Consider the following 16,356-nt stretch of genomic DNA (forward strand, 5'->3'; position numbering starts at 1 on the left):
CGTCCGCGCGGTCAGTCGTCGCTCGGTTCTGCGGCCGGCGCGTCGCTGCCGCGGACCGACCGGAGGTTACCGAGCCCGAGCCGGACGAGCGACAGCGCGAGACCGATCAACACCAGTCCCAACACCAGCTGCGTGGCCGAGGAGATCTGTGCGCTCACCGTCTCGGCACCGCCCTGCAGCAGGTTCTGGTAGAGGTTGTTGTACAGCGCGATCCACGCCAGCCCGAGCACCGTGATCGTCACCATGATCGCCATCGGCAGGCCGGTGGAGACGAGCTGTTTGGACTCGTCCCAGTTGGCGAGCCAGACGGTCGCGGTGAGCAGCGCGAGCGCGGCGAGCAGCTGGTTCGCCCCGCCGAAGAGGCCCCACAACGTGGCCCACTGTCCGGAGAGGACGAGCGCGTACGCGACCCCGACCTGGATGAGCGGGTTGGTGTAGCGGCCACGCGCGATGTCGCCGATGCCACCGGAGACGCCCGTCACCGTCGAGCCGCTCGGCGCACCGACGATCTCCTCCATCATGTAGCGGCCGAGGCGGACGGCCGTGTCGGTGGAGGTGAGCAGGAAGCTCACGAGCACGAGCGCCATGAACACCGACCCGACGGCGACCGGGACGCCGAAGCTCGTGAGGATGATACCGCCGCCCTCCGCGAAGTTCGGCAGCGCGCGTCCGATCCCCCCGCCCTGTGTCACTCCGGCGACCGCGAGCGTCGACAGCGCGAGCGCGGCGAGAAGTCCCTCACCGAGCATCCCGCCGTAGCCGATGAGCCGGGCGTCGCTCTCTTTGTTCAGCTGTTTCGCGGTCGTCCCCGAGGAGACGAGCGAGTGGAAGCCGCTTATCGTCCCGCAGGCGATGGTGATGAAAAGCAGCGGGAACAACGGGAAGAGGCCGACCGACTCGACGCCCCAGAAGCCGTTGAACACCCCGATCGACGAGTCGATAACGAGCGGCTGGGAGGCGGTTCCGAGCAGCGTACCGGCGACGATAGCGAGGACGCCCCCGCCAACGCCCGTGTACAGCAGGAACGACGAGAGGTAATCACGCGGCTGGAGCAGCACCCACACCGGTAGGGCGCTGGCGATCGCGCCGTACACCATGATCACCGGCACCCACGCTGCGGTGTTCCCGCCGAGCGCGCCGGCGCCCGGGAACCCGGAGCCGGTGCTCTCGAACAGCACGAACGTGCCCGCGGGGTGGCTGGCGTCGCCGGCCAGCTCGAAGATCGCGAACGGGTACTGGATGCCCAACCAGACGCCGGCGAAGACGCCGGCGACGAAGAGGACGGTGCCGGGGATGAACGGCCCGTTGAGCTGGTAGAGGTACACCCCGAACCCGAGCGCCAAGAGGACGTACACGAAGCTCGCGGTCGTCACCTGCGGGTACGCGTTGAACACGATCCCGACGACGAGCGCGAACACCGCGACGACGAGGATGATCGTGAGGAACGCGAACCACAGCAGGAGGTTCTTCCCGCGTTCGCCGACGTACTGGCCCACGATGTACCCGATCGACCGCCCCTCGTGGCGGATCGAACTCGACAGCGAGATGAAGTCGTGGACGGCCCCCATGAGCGGGTTGCCGATGGCGACCCACAACAGCGCCGGAACCCATCCCCAGATGGCGCCGGCCGTTATCGGACCGACGATGGGCGCGCCGCCCGCGATGCTCGAGAAGTGATGCCCCAGTAACACCGGTTTCTTCGCCGGAACGTACTCTTGACCGTCTTCGTACTTGTGTGCCGGCGTCTCGCGGTCGTCGTCGAGGTCGACGAACCGCGAGAGGTACCGCGAGTACCCCACGTACCCCACGGAGAACGTTGCCAGCACGGCGGCCACGATCCAAATGATGCTCGTCATAGGCTCTCGTGGAACAAATTCTCGAAGAGACTGTTAAATATTACCATCATCCGTGAGAGATCTGCCGCAGACGCCCGCCGGTGACCGACGCGATCGTTGTTTTTGCTCTTCGAATTGTTGATTCAATAGCTGTCGTGTGAAATTTTCTGTGGCGTCGGTACCAGTCGGCTCTCGCGCGCACGACGGGGCACCCTCTCCCCGCCCGTTCGGGTCGTGACCGTCGCCGCCGAGCGCTCAGTGTTCAACAGCAGGTGCCGGGTCGACGTCGAGTGCGGCGGCGACCTCTGCGAGGAGGTCTCCGCGGACCTCGCGCGTTCGAGACTCGATGGTCGCAACGAGCGGCGGGGTAAACGTCGATTCGACCTGTTCGAGACGGTCGCGCTCGGTCTCGACGCGCTCGCGGAGGTACCGGGCGCCGCGGCCGTCCTCGTCGTCGTCCGGCGACGGGGTGAGCTTGTTCGCGACGAGCCCACGGACGGCGAGGTCGCGCTCGTGAAACGCCTCGATCGCGCGACCCGTCTCGTTCACCGACAGCTGATCCGGGTTCAACACGAGAAAGAACGCGGCGTCGTTCCGCAGGGTCTCACCGGCGTACTCGAAGAACGCCTTTCGTTCTTGCAGCCGGGCCACCACCGGGTCCCCGTCCATCACGCGCCGGGGCTCCATGTCGCCGACGGCCGCCTTCTCGAAGAGGTCGATCGACTGCCGGCGTTTGTACAACAGCCGGTCGATCCAGTCGCCGAGGAACTCCGGCAGCCCGAGCAGTCGGAGCGTCGACCCCGTCGGCGCGGTGTCGAAGACGACCCGGTCGTACGGCTCGCTCTCCTCGCGCATCACTCCGACGAAGGCGTCGAACAGCGCGGCCTCGTACGCGCCCGGCGTCCCATGTGACATCTCGAGCTGGCGATTGATCTCGTTCACCATCGCCGCCGACACCTGCTCTGAGAGCCCCTCACGGATCGAATCGAGGTGTCGCTGGACCTCGTCGTCGGGGTCGATCTCCATCGCGTCGAGCCCGTCGACGCCCGCGACGGACGCCGGCTCGTCGCCGAACGACTGGTCGAAGACGTCCGAGACCGAGTGGGCCGGGTCCGTCGAGACGACGAGCGTCGAGAGCCCAGCGCTCGCACACTTGTATCCGTACGCACACGATACGGTGGTCTTGCCCACCCCGCCTTTGCCGCCGAAGAAGACGAACGGTTCCATCAGAAGTGGTACTGTTGGCCCTTGCGTTCGACGAGCGATTCGCGGTCCCACAGCCGGCGCTCCCACGCCTCAAACTCGTTTTCGAGGTACGGCAACAGCTCGGCGGTGTAGTACGAGACGGGCGACGGGATGCCGAACGCGTCCGGGAAACACGCCAGCATGAACGCGTCTTCTGCGTCTTCGGCCTCTTTTTCGATCTTCTCGTAGGCCGGGTGCGTGATCATCCCGTGGTACAGCCCGCGGAGCCACTCTTCGAGCACCGACCGGAACGTTTCGATTCGGGCTGCGAGTGTCATGGTCGACGATGACCGCCGGATCACCCTAAAGCTGTTGTGGTCGTCCCCGCCGGCGCTCGGTCGTGTGGTCGCCGTCCGGTGGGCCGCGTTTCACGCGGTGTTGCCGTCGGTCAGCTCCGGGTCGCGGTCTTCTGCGGCGTCGTCGTCCAGCTCCGGCGTCTCGTCGGTGTCCGGGCTGGGCGCGTGGGTCCCGTCGCCCATCGAGAGCCAGACGAGGTACAACATCGCGGCGACCATCGCGGCCGTCGCCACCAGCCCGACGATCCCGACGACGGAGACGAGTCCGAACATGGCCGCCCATCGGCGTGGCCGCGGTATCAACGTATCGGCTTTCGACCGCGTCGCTCCCATCGTCCGCGTCGCTGTGTGTTCGTGTCGCCGGCGTCGGGGCGTTCAAGAGGCTCGGCGTCGACGGCCCGCACATGAGCGATCGGATCCCGGTGACGGTGCTCTCGGGCAGTCTCGGGGCGGGGAAGACCACCCTGTTGAACCACCTCCTCGGTGCCGCCGGCGACCGCGACATCGCGGTGCTCGTCAACGACATGGGTGACGTGAACGTCGACGCGGAGCTGATCGCGGAGGGCTCCGAGGTCGACGTCGCCGGGGTCACGGAGCTCTCGAACGGCTGTATCTGTTGTGAGCTCCAAGACGACCTGGAGACGGCCGTCGTTCGACTCGCGCGCGACCGGTCGTTCGACGCACTCGTCGTGGAGTCGTCCGGCATCTCCGAGCCGGCCCCGGTCGCCAGGCTGTTCACGACCGAGTCGCGGGTCGCAGCCCAGTACCGCGTCGACGCGCTCGTGACCGTCCTCGACACCCGTCGGTTCCTCGACGCCTTCGGCGACGACGACGTGCCGACGCGTCAGGGTACCGACGCGGACGGCCGACCGCTCTCTGACCTTCTCGTCGAGCAGGTCGAGGTGTCGAACGTCGTCCTGTTGAACAAACGTGACCTGTGTAGCGACGCGGAGCTCGACCGCGCGGCCGACCTCGTCGCCGCGCTCCAGCCCGACGCGACGACGATTCCGACGTCGTTCTCCGCGGTCGACCCCGACCGGCTCGTCGGGATCGACGCGTTCGACGCGAGCGAACTCGCGACGCTCCCGGGGTGGAAACGCGCGCTCGCGGACGCAGGTCACGGCGGGCACGGCGAAGCGGACCACGCACACGGCGAAGCGGACCACGCACACGGCGAAGCGAACCACGCACACGGCGAAGCGAACCACGCGCACCGTCACCCGGACGAGGTGTACGGCGTCTCGTCGTTCACCTACCGCCGTCGTCGTCCGTTTCAGCCCGACCGCCTCGCCGAGGCGCTTCGGTCGCTGCCGGCCGACGTCGTTCGGTCGAAGGGCACACTCTGGGTCGCGGGCAGCGACCAGCGCCAACAGGTCGGCCAGGCGGGTCGCTCGGTTCGGGTGACCGCACAAGGGCCGTGGATCGCGAGCCGGCCGTCGGTCGAGCGGGACATGCTCCGGTCGAATCGTCCCGACCTGTCGTGGCACGACGAACACGGCGACCGCGAGACGGCCTACGTCGTCATCGGGACCGACCTCGAGACGGACTCGATCGTCGACCGGCTCGACGCGGCACTCGTCACCGACGAGGAGTGGGAGCGCGTGCGAGCCGAAGACGAGTTGTCCGGCGTCGAGGAATTCCCAACGACCCCCGGCGACGAGGTCGTACTCCGCGAGCCGTGATCGTCTCACACGGTGGAGGCGTCCGGCTCTGCGGCCTCAACAGGCACAGCCGCTGCCGGCCGTCCGCTCGAAGCGCATCGGCTCGCCACACGAGGGACACCGTGGCGTCCCCTCGTCGTCGACGTCGAGTCCGCGGTCGTCGACTGCCACGTCGCGTATCCGTTCGCTGCACCCGTCACACCAGTAGGCACCCGTCGAGCCGTCGTCACCGGCCGTCTCTGGGGCTCGCTGTGTCGAGGCCTTGAGCGTGTCCGCGATCGTCTCGATGAATCCCATGTGCGTGTGTGTCGTGCTATCGTTGTCAACGTATTGCCGCTGTGTGGCGGCCACACACACCCGCCGGGGCAGCGAGCGACGGGCACGTGTCCGGTAGTGTCAGGGCGACTGAGACGACTCCACGGCAGTCTGACGCCACTCGGTCACGCGCTCTCGGACCGATTCGATACGTCCGTGGTGGCGGCGGTACAAACACGACCGCCCGACACCCGGGCACCAGTTACCGCCACCCCCTCCCGGGCCGATTCTGTACGTTGGTGATGATCGCATGACCGAGATGATCTGCGACAGCCGGACACCAGTTACCGCCACACCCTCCCGGGCCGATTCGATACGTTGCTGATGACTGTGTGACCGAGATGATCTGCGACACCCGGACACGACTTACCGCCACCTCCTCCCGGGCCGATTCGCTCGTATAGGTCGGTAGAGCGTGCGTGAATACGACCGCACGACACCCGGGCACCAGTTACCGCCACACCCTCCCCAGCCGATTCGCTCGTATAGGTCGGTAGAGCGTGTGTGAATACGACCGCACGACACCCGGGCACCAGTTACCGCCACACCCTCCCCAGCCGATTCGCTCGTCGCCTGCGGCGACTCGCTCATCCCTCGCACGCGCTCGCGGGCACGCTTCGCGGCCCGCGAGGCGCGCGCCACCGCAGAAGATGTGTGGCGAGTTGAGAGCGAGAGCGCCGCGTGAGTCGACCGACGCTGGGTCCGTCTACGGTCCGGAGTGGAACTGGTCGGAGATGGGTCCAGGACGGGTCGAAGACGGGTCGAAGAGCGGACAAGACTGTCGGACCGGTGGTGGCTGGGTGTGGCTCGGCCGTGCGGTCGTCGGCAGCGAAACCGGTACGTACGCCCGTCACCTGGTGTCGACACATGAGTCTTGACGCCGACTGGCGGGCACAGATCGACGCGGTCGACGCGGTACTCATCGACGAGTACCAGAGCGACTTTCCCGTCGAACGGCGACCGTTCGAGCGCCTCGCCGACGACATCGGCGCACAGACGGGGACTGACCTCGACGCCGACGCGATGCTCGCTCGGGTCGAGACGCTACGCGAGGCTGGCGTGTTTCGTCGGTTCGGCGCGGTGCTCAATCCGCCCGTCATCGGCTCGTCGACGCTCGCAGCGGTGAAAGCACCCGAAGACCGGTTCGACGCGGTCGCGGAAGTGATCAACGGCTATCGGCAGGTGAACCACAACTACCGCCGGGACCACGAGTGGAACCAGTGGTTCGTCGTCACCGCCGGGTCGAGGCAGCGACGCGATGCGATCCTCGCGGAGATCGAGTCGGAGACCGGGTGTACGGTGTTGAACCTCCCGATGCGCACGGACTACTACATCGACCTCGAATTCCCGGTCGTGAACGCCGACCGGTTCGCCCGCGAGTCGCTCGAGGAGACGCCAGTCTCGGCGACGCGGATCGCCGAAGACGCCCGCGGCGACCTCACTCCGATCGAGGCCGACCTCCTGGTCGCCATCCAGGACGGCTTTCCGTTGTCGGCGACGCCGTACAGCGACGTGGCCGCCGAGATCGACGCCGACGTCGACGACGTCCTCGCCGCCGTCGAACGACTCCGGAACGACGGCTGTATCAAACGGATCGGCTGTGTCGTCAACCACATCGTCACCGGATTCACGAACAACTGTATGGTCGTCTGGGACGTCCCCGACGAGGAGCTCGACGCCCGCGGGGAGGCCGTCGGCAGCCTCCCGTACGTCACGCTGTGTTATCACCGTCCCCGCCGACCCGACCAGTCGTGGCCGTACAATCTCTTCACGATGATCCACGGCCGCGAGGCCGACGCCGTCGACGCGAAGATCGACGAGCTCGCCGCCGACCACCTGCCGTTCGACCACGAGCGACTCTACTCGACGGAGACCCTGAAACAGACCGGGGCGCAGTACGACTCGCTCGTCGCCGACGGACGAGCCGACTGACCACCGCGAAGCGACAACGTATGTGCGATGCCGCGGCCACCGTCGTCGTGCGCTGACGCGTGACCCGAGACGGGAGACGGGAGTGCGGCAGTCGTCTCGGGAGGTGGGTGCCGCCTGTTCGCCACTACAAGCGGCTGTGGAGCCGCTCGGCCGTCGTCTCGCCGACGCCGTCGACGTCACAGAGGTCGTCGATGGAGGCCCGCCGGACGTTCTCGACGGAGCCGAACCGACGGAGCAGCCGCGTCCGGGTCGCCGGCCCGACGCCAGGAACGTCGTCGAGCACCGTCTTCACCTCGTCGCGAACCCGCTGGTGGTACTGGACCGCGAATCGGTGCGCCTCGTCGCGAACCCGCTGGAGCAGGTGTAACGCCGGGTCGTCGTCGGGCCACCGGCGTGGCCCGTCTGGGGTGACGACGAGCTCCTCGGCCTTCGCGAGGGCGACGACCGGCACGTCCCAGCCTGCGGCCACGAGGGCGTCACGCGCCGCGCCGAGCTGGCCGTCGCCGCCGTCGATCAACAGCAGATCGGGATCCGGTCTGTCGTCGCGCCCCTCGGTGGCGCGCGCCGCCCGCCACCGAACCAGCTCGCGCATGTTCGCGTAGTCGTCGTTGCGCTCGGTGAGTTTCTTCCGACGGTACGCACCAGTCTCGGCGCTCCCGTCGACGAAGCAGACGTTCGACCCGACGACCGCGGTACCGGAGGCGTGGCTCACGTCGAACCCCTCGACCCGCGCCGGGCGGTCGAGGTCGAGCCGGTCGCCGAGCGCCCCGACCGGGTCGTCTCGTCGGTCTCGCTTTCGGGCGTTCTTGAGCGCGAGCTCGACGAGTTTCGCCTCGCGGCCAGCGCCTGGAACTCGAACCGCGACGCCCTCGGCTTCGAGCCAGTCGACGACGTCTGGATCGGCCGGGCGCTCCGCTAACAACACCGCGTCCGGAAACGCCCGTTCGGCGTAGTACTGGGTGAGAAACGCCGAGAGCACCGCGGCGGGCGTGCTCGCCGCGTCGTCGGGGTCGGCGAGTGACGTCTTTCCGTCGTCGCGAGCCGCCCCGACCGTGGGCGCGTCAAGTCGATGTCGGCTGCGGTCGACGAGTTGGCCCCGCTCGCTGTGGAGCCGTGCCACGCGGGCCACGTCGCCTTCGACGGCCGCGGCGAGCACGTCGACGGTTCGGTCGTCGGAGCGGCTGCTCACGGCCTCGCCGCCGTCGCCGTGAAACGCCTCGACAGCCTGGATCCGGTCGCGCAGGTTCGCGGCGCGTTCGAACTCGGCACGCTCCGCGGCGGCCTCCATGCGGCGCCGGAGTGGATCGGCGAGGACGCCCGTCTCGCCGTCGAAGAACCGTCTGGCGGCCGTCACGTCCTCGGCGTACGCCTCCGGGTCGATCTCGCCGGTGCACGGCGCCGTACAGATGCCCATCTCGTAGTCGAGACACGGACGGTCGCGATCTGCGTACGTGTGGTCCGAACAGCCGCGCAGGCCGTACTCGTCGCGAATCGCCTTCACCACCGTCTCGACGCGGCCCTTGTCGGTGAACGGGCCGTACGCGACGGCGCCGGCGTCGGGGTCACGCGTCACTTCGATCCGCGGGACCGGGTGGTCGGTGAACGCGACGAGTGGATACGACTTGTCGTCTTTCAGCCGAACGTTGTACCGCGGTTGGAGTCGCTTGATCAGGTTCGCCTCGAGCAGGAGTGCCTGCGTCTCGGTGTCCGTGACGGCGAACTCGATCCGCGAGGCGCGCTTGACCATGCCTCGGATGCGTCCCGACCGCGGGTCGGCGTACGACCGGACACGGTCGCGGAGGTCGACGGCCTTGCCGACGTACAGCGTCGTCTCCCCGGTTCGAAACTGGTACACGCCAGGCTCCGTCGGGAGGTCGGTCGCGCGCACGCGCACCGCGTCGGCGTCCATCGATCCAGGGTAACCACCCGACGTGTTTGAACGCTACGGGGAGACGGTGGCCGCCGCGTGTCGGCTTGCACGCCGCCGGGAGCGATTATCACCGTTGATTGTGTGGTGGATCGATTTATGTGGCACCGCATGTCACACAGAGACAGATGACGGGGTACTGGGACCGAGTGAAGCGGGTGCTCACACGAGACGAACACGGGCGGTCGGTCACAGACGGCGGGGTCACCGCTGGAACGCCGACCGGCGGCGAGAAGGCGAACGTCGGCCGCGAGTCGACGAGCGACGACGGCGACGATCCTCTCCGCGGTGACGGCCCCACCACCGGCGACGGGTCCGACGGCGACGGGTCCGACGGCGACGGCCCCACCACCGGCGACGGGTCCGGCGGCTTAGAGGCGGCGTCGACGTTCGATGCACTCGGCGTCCCGGCGTTCGTCCTCGGGCTCGACGGAACCGTCGTCGCGTGGAACGAGTCACTCGCCGAACTCACCGGTACCGACGCCGAAGACGCGATCGGGCACGCACACGCCTCGGAGTTGTTCTATCCCGACGGCCGGCGGGCCGACACGCTCGCCGACAAGGTGCTCGAAGAGCCCGATCGCGCGGACGAGGTCTACGACGTCACACGTCGCGACACCGCCCGGACGCGCTACGGGGACGCCAGCACGATGGTCGACAGCCGCGGCCAGACGAAACACATCGAGTTCACCGCCACGCCACTGTACGCGGACGGAGCACTCGCCGGTGTCACGGAGGTCGTGATCGACCGAACCAAGACCGTCGAAGAACGCGACACGACGGCGCAGCTGGTGGCCGCGGTCCGGGATACTGCGGTGGCCATCGGCGACGGAGATCTCAACGCTCGTGCCGCCGAACCACCGGAGAGCACGCGTCTCGACGACGAGTTAGTCGGTGTCGTCGACGCCGTCAACGAGATGGCCGACGGGCTACAGACGCTCGTCGAGAGCGTCCACGAGCAGGTGCGACGGATGGACGAGACCACCGAGGAGGCGAGCGGAGCCGTCGACGAGATCGCCGAAAACGTCGCCGCACAGGACGAACTGCTCGACGAGAGCGTTACAGAGATGCAGTCGTTCTCGGCCGGGATGGAAGAGGTCGCTGCCACGGCCGACCAGGTCGATGCCGCAGCCGAAGCCGCGAGCGACGCGGCCAGCGCGGGACTCGACGCCAGCGAGGACGCACGAGCCGCGACCGAAGACGTCGTACGGATCGGTGACGAACTCGTCGAGAGCGTCGGAGCGCTCTCGGATCGCATGACGGACATCGAGGAGGTGATCGCGGTCATCTCGGAGGTGGCCGAGCAAACGAACCTGCTCGCGCTGAACGCGAACATCGAGGCGGCTCGCGCCGGCGAAGGCGGCGACGGCTTCGCGGTCGTCGCCGAGGAGGTGAAAAAGCTCGCCGACGAGACCCGCGGGTACACCGAAGAGATCACCGCGAGCCTCGACCAGCTACGGGCGCAGTCCGCAGAGACCAGCGGCGCCGTCGAGCGGTCACACGACCGCATTCGCGACGCAGAGACGGAGATCGAGACCGTCCTCGACGCACTGACCGAGATCGCCGACGCGGTCGACGAAGCGGCGGTCGGGGTCGGCGAGGTCGCGCGGGCGACGGACGACCAGGCCGCGACCGTCGAGCAGCTCACCGCGTCGCTCGAGCGGGTGCGGGACCGATCCGATCGCACCGAGACGGCGACGACGCGGATCGTCGACGCCACCCAGAGACAGACCGCCGCGGTCGACGAACTCGTGACCCGCGTCGAGCGTCTCGACGGGGGCGCGACGGACGGACCGAAGGGCTGAGCCGACGGCCGTCGCCGAACGTTTAACCTCGTTCGGTACCCAGTTGTCGTATGTCTGTGACGCCGCCTGGGCCCATCGGGGACCCGCTCTTCGGCAACGGTCGGCAGTTCGCCGACGACCCGTTTTCGTTCATGCGCGCGTGTGCCGACAGCTACGGCGACGTGGTGCGATTCGACCTCGGGCCCCGCGAGACGTACATGCTCACGAACCCCGACGACATCGAGCGCGTGCTCGTCGGTGACGCGGCTCGGTATCGAAAGCCGAACTTCGGCGACGACGCCATCACCACGCTGCTCGGCGACGGATTGTTGTTGAGCGAGGGTGACACCTGGCGACGGCAGCGAAGCCTGGCGAACCCCTCGTTTCACACCCAGCGGATCGGGGCGCTGGCGGGGACGATGGTGGACCACACGACGGCGCAGCTCGACGGCTGGGAGCCGGGCGATGTCGTCGACGTCCAGCTCGAGGTGGCGCGGCTCACCGTGCGGATCATCGTCTCGGCGATGTTCGGCACCGACGTCACCGACGAGGAGGTAAAGACCGTTCAGGAACACCTCGAACCGCTCGGGGCCCGCTTCGAACCGGACCCGCGTCGCTACCTGATCCCGAACTGGGTGCCCACCCGAGAAAACCGGGCGTTCACGGAGAGCATCGAGACGCTCGAGGCGGTGATCGACGGAATCGTCGACCGGCGGCGGGGAACCGAACGCGACCCGTCTGTCGATCCGGCGGGCGAAGCCGGCGTCTCGGTGCGCGGCCCGGCGGGCGACCCAGACGCCGACGTACCGATGGACCTCCTGTCGGTCCTCTTGCGTGCTCGCGACCGCGGCGAGCAGACGGACGAAAACCTGCGCGACGAGCTGGTGACGATGCTGCTCGCCGGACACGACACCACCGCACTCGCGCTCACGTACACGTTCTACCTGCTCTCGAACCACCCCGAGGTTCGCGAGCGCGTGGAGGCGGAGGCCGCGGCTGCGACGGCCGACGGGCCGCCGGACGCGAGCGACGTGCGCGAGATGGCGTACACGGAGCGGGTCCTCACCGAGTCGATGCGGCTGTACCCGCCCGTGTACACGATGTTCCGGGAGCCGAAACTCGACGTGCGCGTCGACGGCTACCGCATCCCGGAGGGGTCCGCGCTGATGCTCTCACAGTGGGTCGTCCACCGGTCGCCGCGGTGGTACGACGACCCGGAGACGTTCGATCCCGAGCGGTGGACGCCGAAGCGCCGCAGCGAGCGCCCGCGGTTCGCGTACTTCCCGTTCGGTGGGGGACCGCGTCACTGCATCGGCAAGGCGTTCTCGCTGCTCGAAGCGAAGCTCATCCTCGCGTGCGTCTGTTCGTCGTACGCACTCGAGTACGAGGGGCCGGAGCTCTCGCTGCGAGGGTCGCTGACGATGCACCCCGACCACCCGGTACCGATGCGCGTCGCCGAGCGGTGAACGATGGGGTCGAAAAGAGCGCGAGGAGACGCCGACGGTGCGTGCTGTCGGCGCTGTGGAGCCCGGCTCGTGCGCGGGCTGGTGGCGAGCGGACGGCGGGCGTGTTGTCTCAACGCGACCCCGATCGTCGGCGTGTGTCCGACGCACGGGCCCGTCGGTCCACACCACGCGGTCGACGCCGACGAGTAGTGGACGACTCGAGGCGGAGACGGTCGCGAGAGCTGGTCACAGCGCGAGCGTCGCCGCGACCTCGCGAAACTGCGCGTCGTAGACGGTGAGCGCGTCCGCACGCCAGCGAACCGGAGTTGCCTCGAGGTCGGTATCGAGTGCGTCGCGCACCGCCGGTGGGTCGGTGCCGCGAGCGAGCGTCACGTGCGGGACGTACGCGTCGCCTTCGACGCCGTCAGCAGCACCGAATGCGGCGCAAAGCCGGCGGTGGAGTCGGACGAGCGGCGGGCTCTCGACGACGAGGTAGACGACCGATCCGGCACCAGACGCGGGCGTCTCGAACGCGTCGACGCCGGTGAGTGCGAGGTCGAACGGGTCGGTCGACGCGAGGTGCGCGCGGAGGGTCGCACACAGTCGCTCGAGGGCGGCCTCTCTGGGTGGAGACGGTGTATCGATCGAGGCGGCGTCGGCCACGTCGGGGAGCTCGGCCGGATCGGGGACGTCGCCGTCGGCAAATCGCTTGCACACGAGCGTGTGTCGCGTTCGGAGCCGGCCGAGCGACGCCGAGCTATCGGCGAGCTGGTTGCCGATCCCATCGACGGTCGGGGGCAACGGAACGTTGAGGCTGAACACGGCGGACGCTCGGGTGAGTCAGCAAAAGCTCCGTCGGCGTCGCGGCGAGTAGACGGGTACAAACCGCTCGGGGTCGATGCTCCGGCATGCGCCTCATCGCGTTCGACTTCGACGGAACGCTCTCTGACTCGGAGATGACGGTTCTGCTCGCCGAGCGGGCGGGCGTCGCCGACGAGGTGGCCGAGATCACGGAGCGGGCGATGAACGACGAGCTCAGCTACGCCGAGAGCCTCTATCAGCGTGCCGAGCTGCTCGGCGGGCTCGACGACGACCTGGTGACGGACGCGTTCGACGCGGTTCGACTCCGGCCCGGCGCGGGAGCGCTGATCGCACGGCTTCGCGAGGCCGGCCACCACGTCGCCGTGCTCACCGGCGGGTTCGAACGCGGCGTCGAGGCCGCGCTCGCGCGCGAGGGTGTCGAAGCGGACACGATAGTCGCGAACCGGCTCCCGGTCACGAACGGGGCACTCACCGGCGACGCCGAGGGGCCGCTCATCGAGGGGACGAAAGACGACGCACTGGAGGGCCTGGCCGCCGAACTCGACGCGCCGCTCGCGTCGACGGTCGCCGTCGGTGACGGCGCGAACGACCTGCCGATGCTGGAGGTGGCTGGACTCGCCGTCGGGTTCCTCCCGAAGCCGGCGGTCAGGCCCGTCTGTGACGCGGTCGTCGCCTCGATGTACCGGCTCGAGCGGGTGTTCGAGGCACACGGCGTGCTCTCGACGAAGTCCTAAACGCTTAATCAGGGTCGGAGCAAACCAGGGGATATGGTCGTCATCGTGCGGAGGCGGGGATGATTCCGACCCTGACGTACCTCCAGTTTCACGTGGTGTTCACCCTCCCGCTGCTCGTGCTCCTCTGGTACCTCGCACCGCGGTACGACCGGGCCCGTAGACGCCGGGCGACGCTCGGCATCGCGATCCTCGTCGCCATCGCGTACGCGTACACCACGCCGTGGATCAGTTACATGATCCGCCGCGGGGCGTGGGGGTACGCCGACGGCGCGGTGTTCGTGCGGGCGCTGTCGATCCCGCTCGGTGAGTACCTCTTTTTCGCCATCCAGACGATCATCGCCGCGTTCGCGCTGTACATCTTCGATTTCGACCCGGCGTTTCGCCCCGGCGACTTCGACTGGGGGCCGCGTATCGCCGGGGTCGCCGTCGGAATCGCGATGGTGCCGGTCGGTCTGTGGCTCGTCTTCAGCGACCCGTCGTACCTCTACTTCGGCGGACTGCTCGCCTGGGTGGGGCCCGTGCTCGCCCTCCAGTGGGGCGTCGGTGGCGGCTACCTCGCGCGGACGCCCCGCGTGTGGCTGACAGTGACGTTCGTGCCGGCCGTCTACTTCTGGATCGTCGACCGGATCGCGATCGGCATGGGAACCTGGTACCTCTCGAGTGAGCTCACCACCGGAGTCGCCGTCCTCGGGCTCCCGGTCGAGGAGATGCTCTTTTTCACCTCCGCAAACCTGATGACCGTGAATGGACTCGTGTTGTTCGAGTGGGTCCTCGACTGGAACGACCGGCGGACCGCGCTGTCGTCGGTCGGTACGACCCCGGCCGGTGCGGCCGACCGCTCGGGACCGAACGAGTCGGCTGCGGCCGGAGTGGATCGAGACGCCGACAGCGACGAGTTCGACCCGACCGATGACTGAGTCGCCGGCCCGGTCACCCGGGGGAGCGGTCGATCGCCCCAGCGCGAGCGACCCGATCGCGAGCCGTCGTCGTGGTGGCGCGTCGACCCGCGAGGAGACCGCACTCGCCGTCGCGGACCGGTGGTTCGCCCGGTACCCAGCGATCGCACTCGCCGCGTTGCTCCCGATCGGCGCGCTCACCCCCTCGTTTCCCGTCGAGGTCGGCGTCGCGACGTTCGCACTCGGGACGCTCGTCGTCGGCATGGCACACGGCGCGGTCGACCACCTCGTGCCGCTTCGGGCGAGCGACGCGTCGCTTCGGCGGTCGATCGCGGTCGTCTCGGTCGTCTACGCGGTACTCGGTGGTGGGGTCGTCGTCGCGTTCTTTACCGCCCCGGTCGTGGCGTTCGTGGGGTTCATCGCGCTCACCTGGCTCCACTGGGGGCAAGGCGACGTCGCCGCGCTCGTCGTCGCCGGCGTCGAGCACCTGCAGACGCCTGCGACGCGGGTGCTGACGCTCGTCGTCCGCGGCGGTCTCCCGATGGGCGTGCCGCTTCTCGCGCACCCGAGCGAGTACCGAGTGGTGACCGAGTGGGTCATCGGGCTGTTCGTCGCCGACGCGGCCGCCGCCGTCGACCCCCTCTTCGTGCCGGCGACCCGGATCGCGGTCGGTGCGTCGATGGCGGGTGCGACGCTCGTGTCGATCGGCCTCGGCTACCGGCAGGTCCGTGCTGGCGCGAGCCGGCGAGGATGGCTGCGAGACGTCGGCGAGACGGCGACGCTGTGGGCGTGGTTCCTGCTCGCCGCGCCGGTGTTCGCGGTCGGCGTGTACTTCGCGGCGTGGCACGCGCTGCGACACGTCGGTCGGCTGGCGCTCGTCGACGGAGCCGCCACGGCGGCGCTGGCCGACGGCGACGTCCGGGGTGCGCTGCGACGGTTCGCTCGCGACGCCGCGCCGCTCACGCTCGGTGGGTTCCTCGTGGTCGGCGGCGTCGCCCTCGCGGTGCCGTCGGGCGTCGCCGCACCGGGTGACGTCCTCGGCGTCTCACTCGTCGCCATCGCGGCGATGACGCTCCCGCACGTCGCGGTGGTGGCGTGGCTCGACGGACGACAGCGCGTGTGGCAGTGGGTGCGGTGACCAACCCACAGAGTTGTCCCTGCGGGCGACGAGGATCGGCCGTGCCCCACGACCGGATACACGCACGAGAACCGAGCCACCACGTCGACCGCTGGACGGTCGGCCGGATCGAAGCGATCGAAGAACGGGACGGTCACGCGGTGGTGACGGTGCGACCGACGTCGACCAGGACGGCGCCGGGGTCGGACGAGCTCGTCGACCTCGTCGTCACGCTCGCGGTCCGCGACCTCTTCGTGCGGCGGCTGGACCTCGACGCCGACGAGTCGCCGGTCGGCGAGCGGGTGTGGTACCGCGTGCGCGGCGCGTAGGGCGCGGGGCGCTCTCGG

General features: G+C 68.8%; 16 protein-coding genes. 9 read left to right on the top strand and 7 right to left on the bottom strand.

Features of this window, described 5'->3' with window-relative positions; translation table 11 throughout:
• Window positions 1-11: 11 nt before the first annotated feature.
• The 4 genes from ACNTAO_RS08280 to ACNTAO_RS08295 all read right to left on the bottom strand — a co-directional run bounded on the left by ACNTAO_RS08280 (window position 12) and on the right by ACNTAO_RS08295 (window position 3,649).
• Window positions 12-1,856: a carbon starvation CstA family protein gene (locus tag ACNTAO_RS08280; RefSeq protein WP_435161514.1), complete on the bottom strand. Its 1,845-nt coding sequence runs from the start codon at window positions 1,854-1,856 to the stop codon at window positions 12-14.
• Between the two features lie 234 nt (window positions 1,857-2,090).
• Window positions 2,091-3,062: an ArsA family ATPase gene (locus ACNTAO_RS08285; protein WP_435161515.1), complete on the bottom strand. Its 972-nt coding sequence runs from the start codon at window positions 3,060-3,062 to the stop codon at window positions 2,091-2,093.
• Window positions 3,062-3,358 carry a DUF7990 family protein gene (locus ACNTAO_RS08290; protein WP_435161516.1) on the bottom strand — a complete coding sequence of 99 codons (297 nt, stop codon included), beginning with the start codon at window positions 3,356-3,358 and terminating at the stop codon, window positions 3,062-3,064. The genes ACNTAO_RS08285 and ACNTAO_RS08290 overlap by 1 nt, the downstream gene beginning before the upstream one ends.
• A gap of 90 nt (window positions 3,359-3,448) precedes the next feature.
• Window positions 3,449-3,649, bottom strand: a complete 201-nt coding sequence (locus tag ACNTAO_RS08295; protein WP_435161517.1) for a hypothetical protein — start codon at window positions 3,647-3,649, stop codon at window positions 3,449-3,451.
• A gap of 131 nt (window positions 3,650-3,780) precedes the next feature.
• On the opposite strand from ACNTAO_RS08295, the gene ACNTAO_RS08300 reads away from it, so the two are divergent.
• On the top strand, window positions 3,781-5,058 hold the full coding sequence (locus tag ACNTAO_RS08300) for a CobW family GTP-binding protein (RefSeq protein WP_435161518.1): 1,278 nt from the start codon (window positions 3,781-3,783) through the stop codon (window positions 5,056-5,058).
• Between the two features lie 36 nt (window positions 5,059-5,094).
• Here ACNTAO_RS08300 and ACNTAO_RS08305 read toward each other — a convergent pair whose 3' ends face one another.
• Window positions 5,095-5,334: a hypothetical protein gene (locus ACNTAO_RS08305; RefSeq protein WP_435161519.1), complete on the bottom strand. Its 240-nt coding sequence runs from the start codon at window positions 5,332-5,334 to the stop codon at window positions 5,095-5,097.
• Between the two features lie 885 nt (window positions 5,335-6,219).
• On the opposite strand from ACNTAO_RS08305, the gene ahbB reads away from it, so the two are divergent.
• Window positions 6,220-7,284: a siroheme decarboxylase subunit beta gene (ahbB, locus tag ACNTAO_RS08310; RefSeq protein ID WP_435161520.1), complete on the top strand. Its 1,065-nt coding sequence runs from the start codon at window positions 6,220-6,222 to the stop codon at window positions 7,282-7,284.
• A 124-nt stretch (window positions 7,285-7,408) separates the two neighbouring features.
• On the opposite strand, the gene ACNTAO_RS08315 is transcribed toward ahbB, so the two are convergent.
• Complete coding sequence (locus tag ACNTAO_RS08315; protein ID WP_435161521.1) at window positions 7,409-9,193, bottom strand: excinuclease ABC subunit C; 1,785 nt, start codon at window positions 9,191-9,193, stop codon at window positions 7,409-7,411.
• A gap of 146 nt (window positions 9,194-9,339) precedes the next feature.
• On the opposite strand from ACNTAO_RS08315, the gene ACNTAO_RS08320 reads away from it, so the two are divergent.
• From ACNTAO_RS08320 to ACNTAO_RS08330, 3 genes are read left to right on the top strand one after another with little or no spacing between them, the layout of a single operon-like run.
• Window positions 9,340-11,016, top strand: a complete 1,677-nt coding sequence (locus ACNTAO_RS08320) for a methyl-accepting chemotaxis protein (RefSeq protein ID WP_435161522.1) — start codon at window positions 9,340-9,342, stop codon at window positions 11,014-11,016.
• Between the two features lie 50 nt (window positions 11,017-11,066).
• The gene (locus ACNTAO_RS08325) at window positions 11,067-12,461 is read left to right on the top strand and encodes a cytochrome P450 (protein ID WP_435161523.1); all 1,395 of its coding nucleotides are present in this window, start codon (window positions 11,067-11,069) and stop codon (window positions 12,459-12,461) included.
• A gap of 3 nt (window positions 12,462-12,464) precedes the next feature.
• On the top strand, window positions 12,465-12,650 hold the full coding sequence (locus ACNTAO_RS08330) for a hypothetical protein (RefSeq protein WP_435161524.1): 186 nt from the start codon (window positions 12,465-12,467) through the stop codon (window positions 12,648-12,650).
• A 36-nt stretch (window positions 12,651-12,686) separates the two neighbouring features.
• Here the strand turns inward: ACNTAO_RS08330 and ACNTAO_RS08335 are convergent, their stop codons facing one another.
• Complete coding sequence (locus tag ACNTAO_RS08335; RefSeq protein WP_435161525.1) at window positions 12,687-13,262, bottom strand: 2'-5' RNA ligase family protein; 576 nt, start codon at window positions 13,260-13,262, stop codon at window positions 12,687-12,689.
• Window positions 13,263-13,348: 86 nt separating this feature from the next.
• Here ACNTAO_RS08335 and serB point away from each other — a divergent pair, with 86 nt between their 5' ends.
• From serB to ACNTAO_RS08355, 4 genes are read left to right on the top strand one after another with little or no spacing between them, the layout of a single operon-like run.
• Entirely contained in the window at window positions 13,349-13,996 is a 648-nt protein-coding gene (gene serB / locus ACNTAO_RS08340) for a phosphoserine phosphatase SerB (RefSeq protein ID WP_435161526.1), read from the top strand.
• Between the two features lie 59 nt (window positions 13,997-14,055).
• Window positions 14,056-14,913: a lycopene cyclase domain-containing protein gene (locus ACNTAO_RS08345; protein WP_435161527.1), complete on the top strand. Its 858-nt coding sequence runs from the start codon at window positions 14,056-14,058 to the stop codon at window positions 14,911-14,913.
• Window positions 14,906-16,030: a Brp/Blh family beta-carotene 15,15'-dioxygenase gene (locus ACNTAO_RS08350; protein WP_435161528.1), complete on the top strand. Its 1,125-nt coding sequence runs from the start codon at window positions 14,906-14,908 to the stop codon at window positions 16,028-16,030. Before ACNTAO_RS08345 ends, ACNTAO_RS08350 begins: the two co-directional genes overlap by 8 nt.
• Before the next feature lie 41 nt (window positions 16,031-16,071).
• A complete protein-coding gene (locus ACNTAO_RS08355) occupies window positions 16,072-16,338 on the top strand; it encodes a DUF7861 family protein (RefSeq protein WP_435161529.1) in 267 nt (88 codons plus the stop codon).
• Window positions 16,339-16,356: the final 18 nt, after the last annotated feature.

It is taken from the genome of Halorubrum zhoui (assembly GCF_051194155.1).
Taxonomy (GTDB): Archaea; Halobacteriota; Halobacteria; order Halobacteriales; family Haloferacaceae; genus Halorubrum.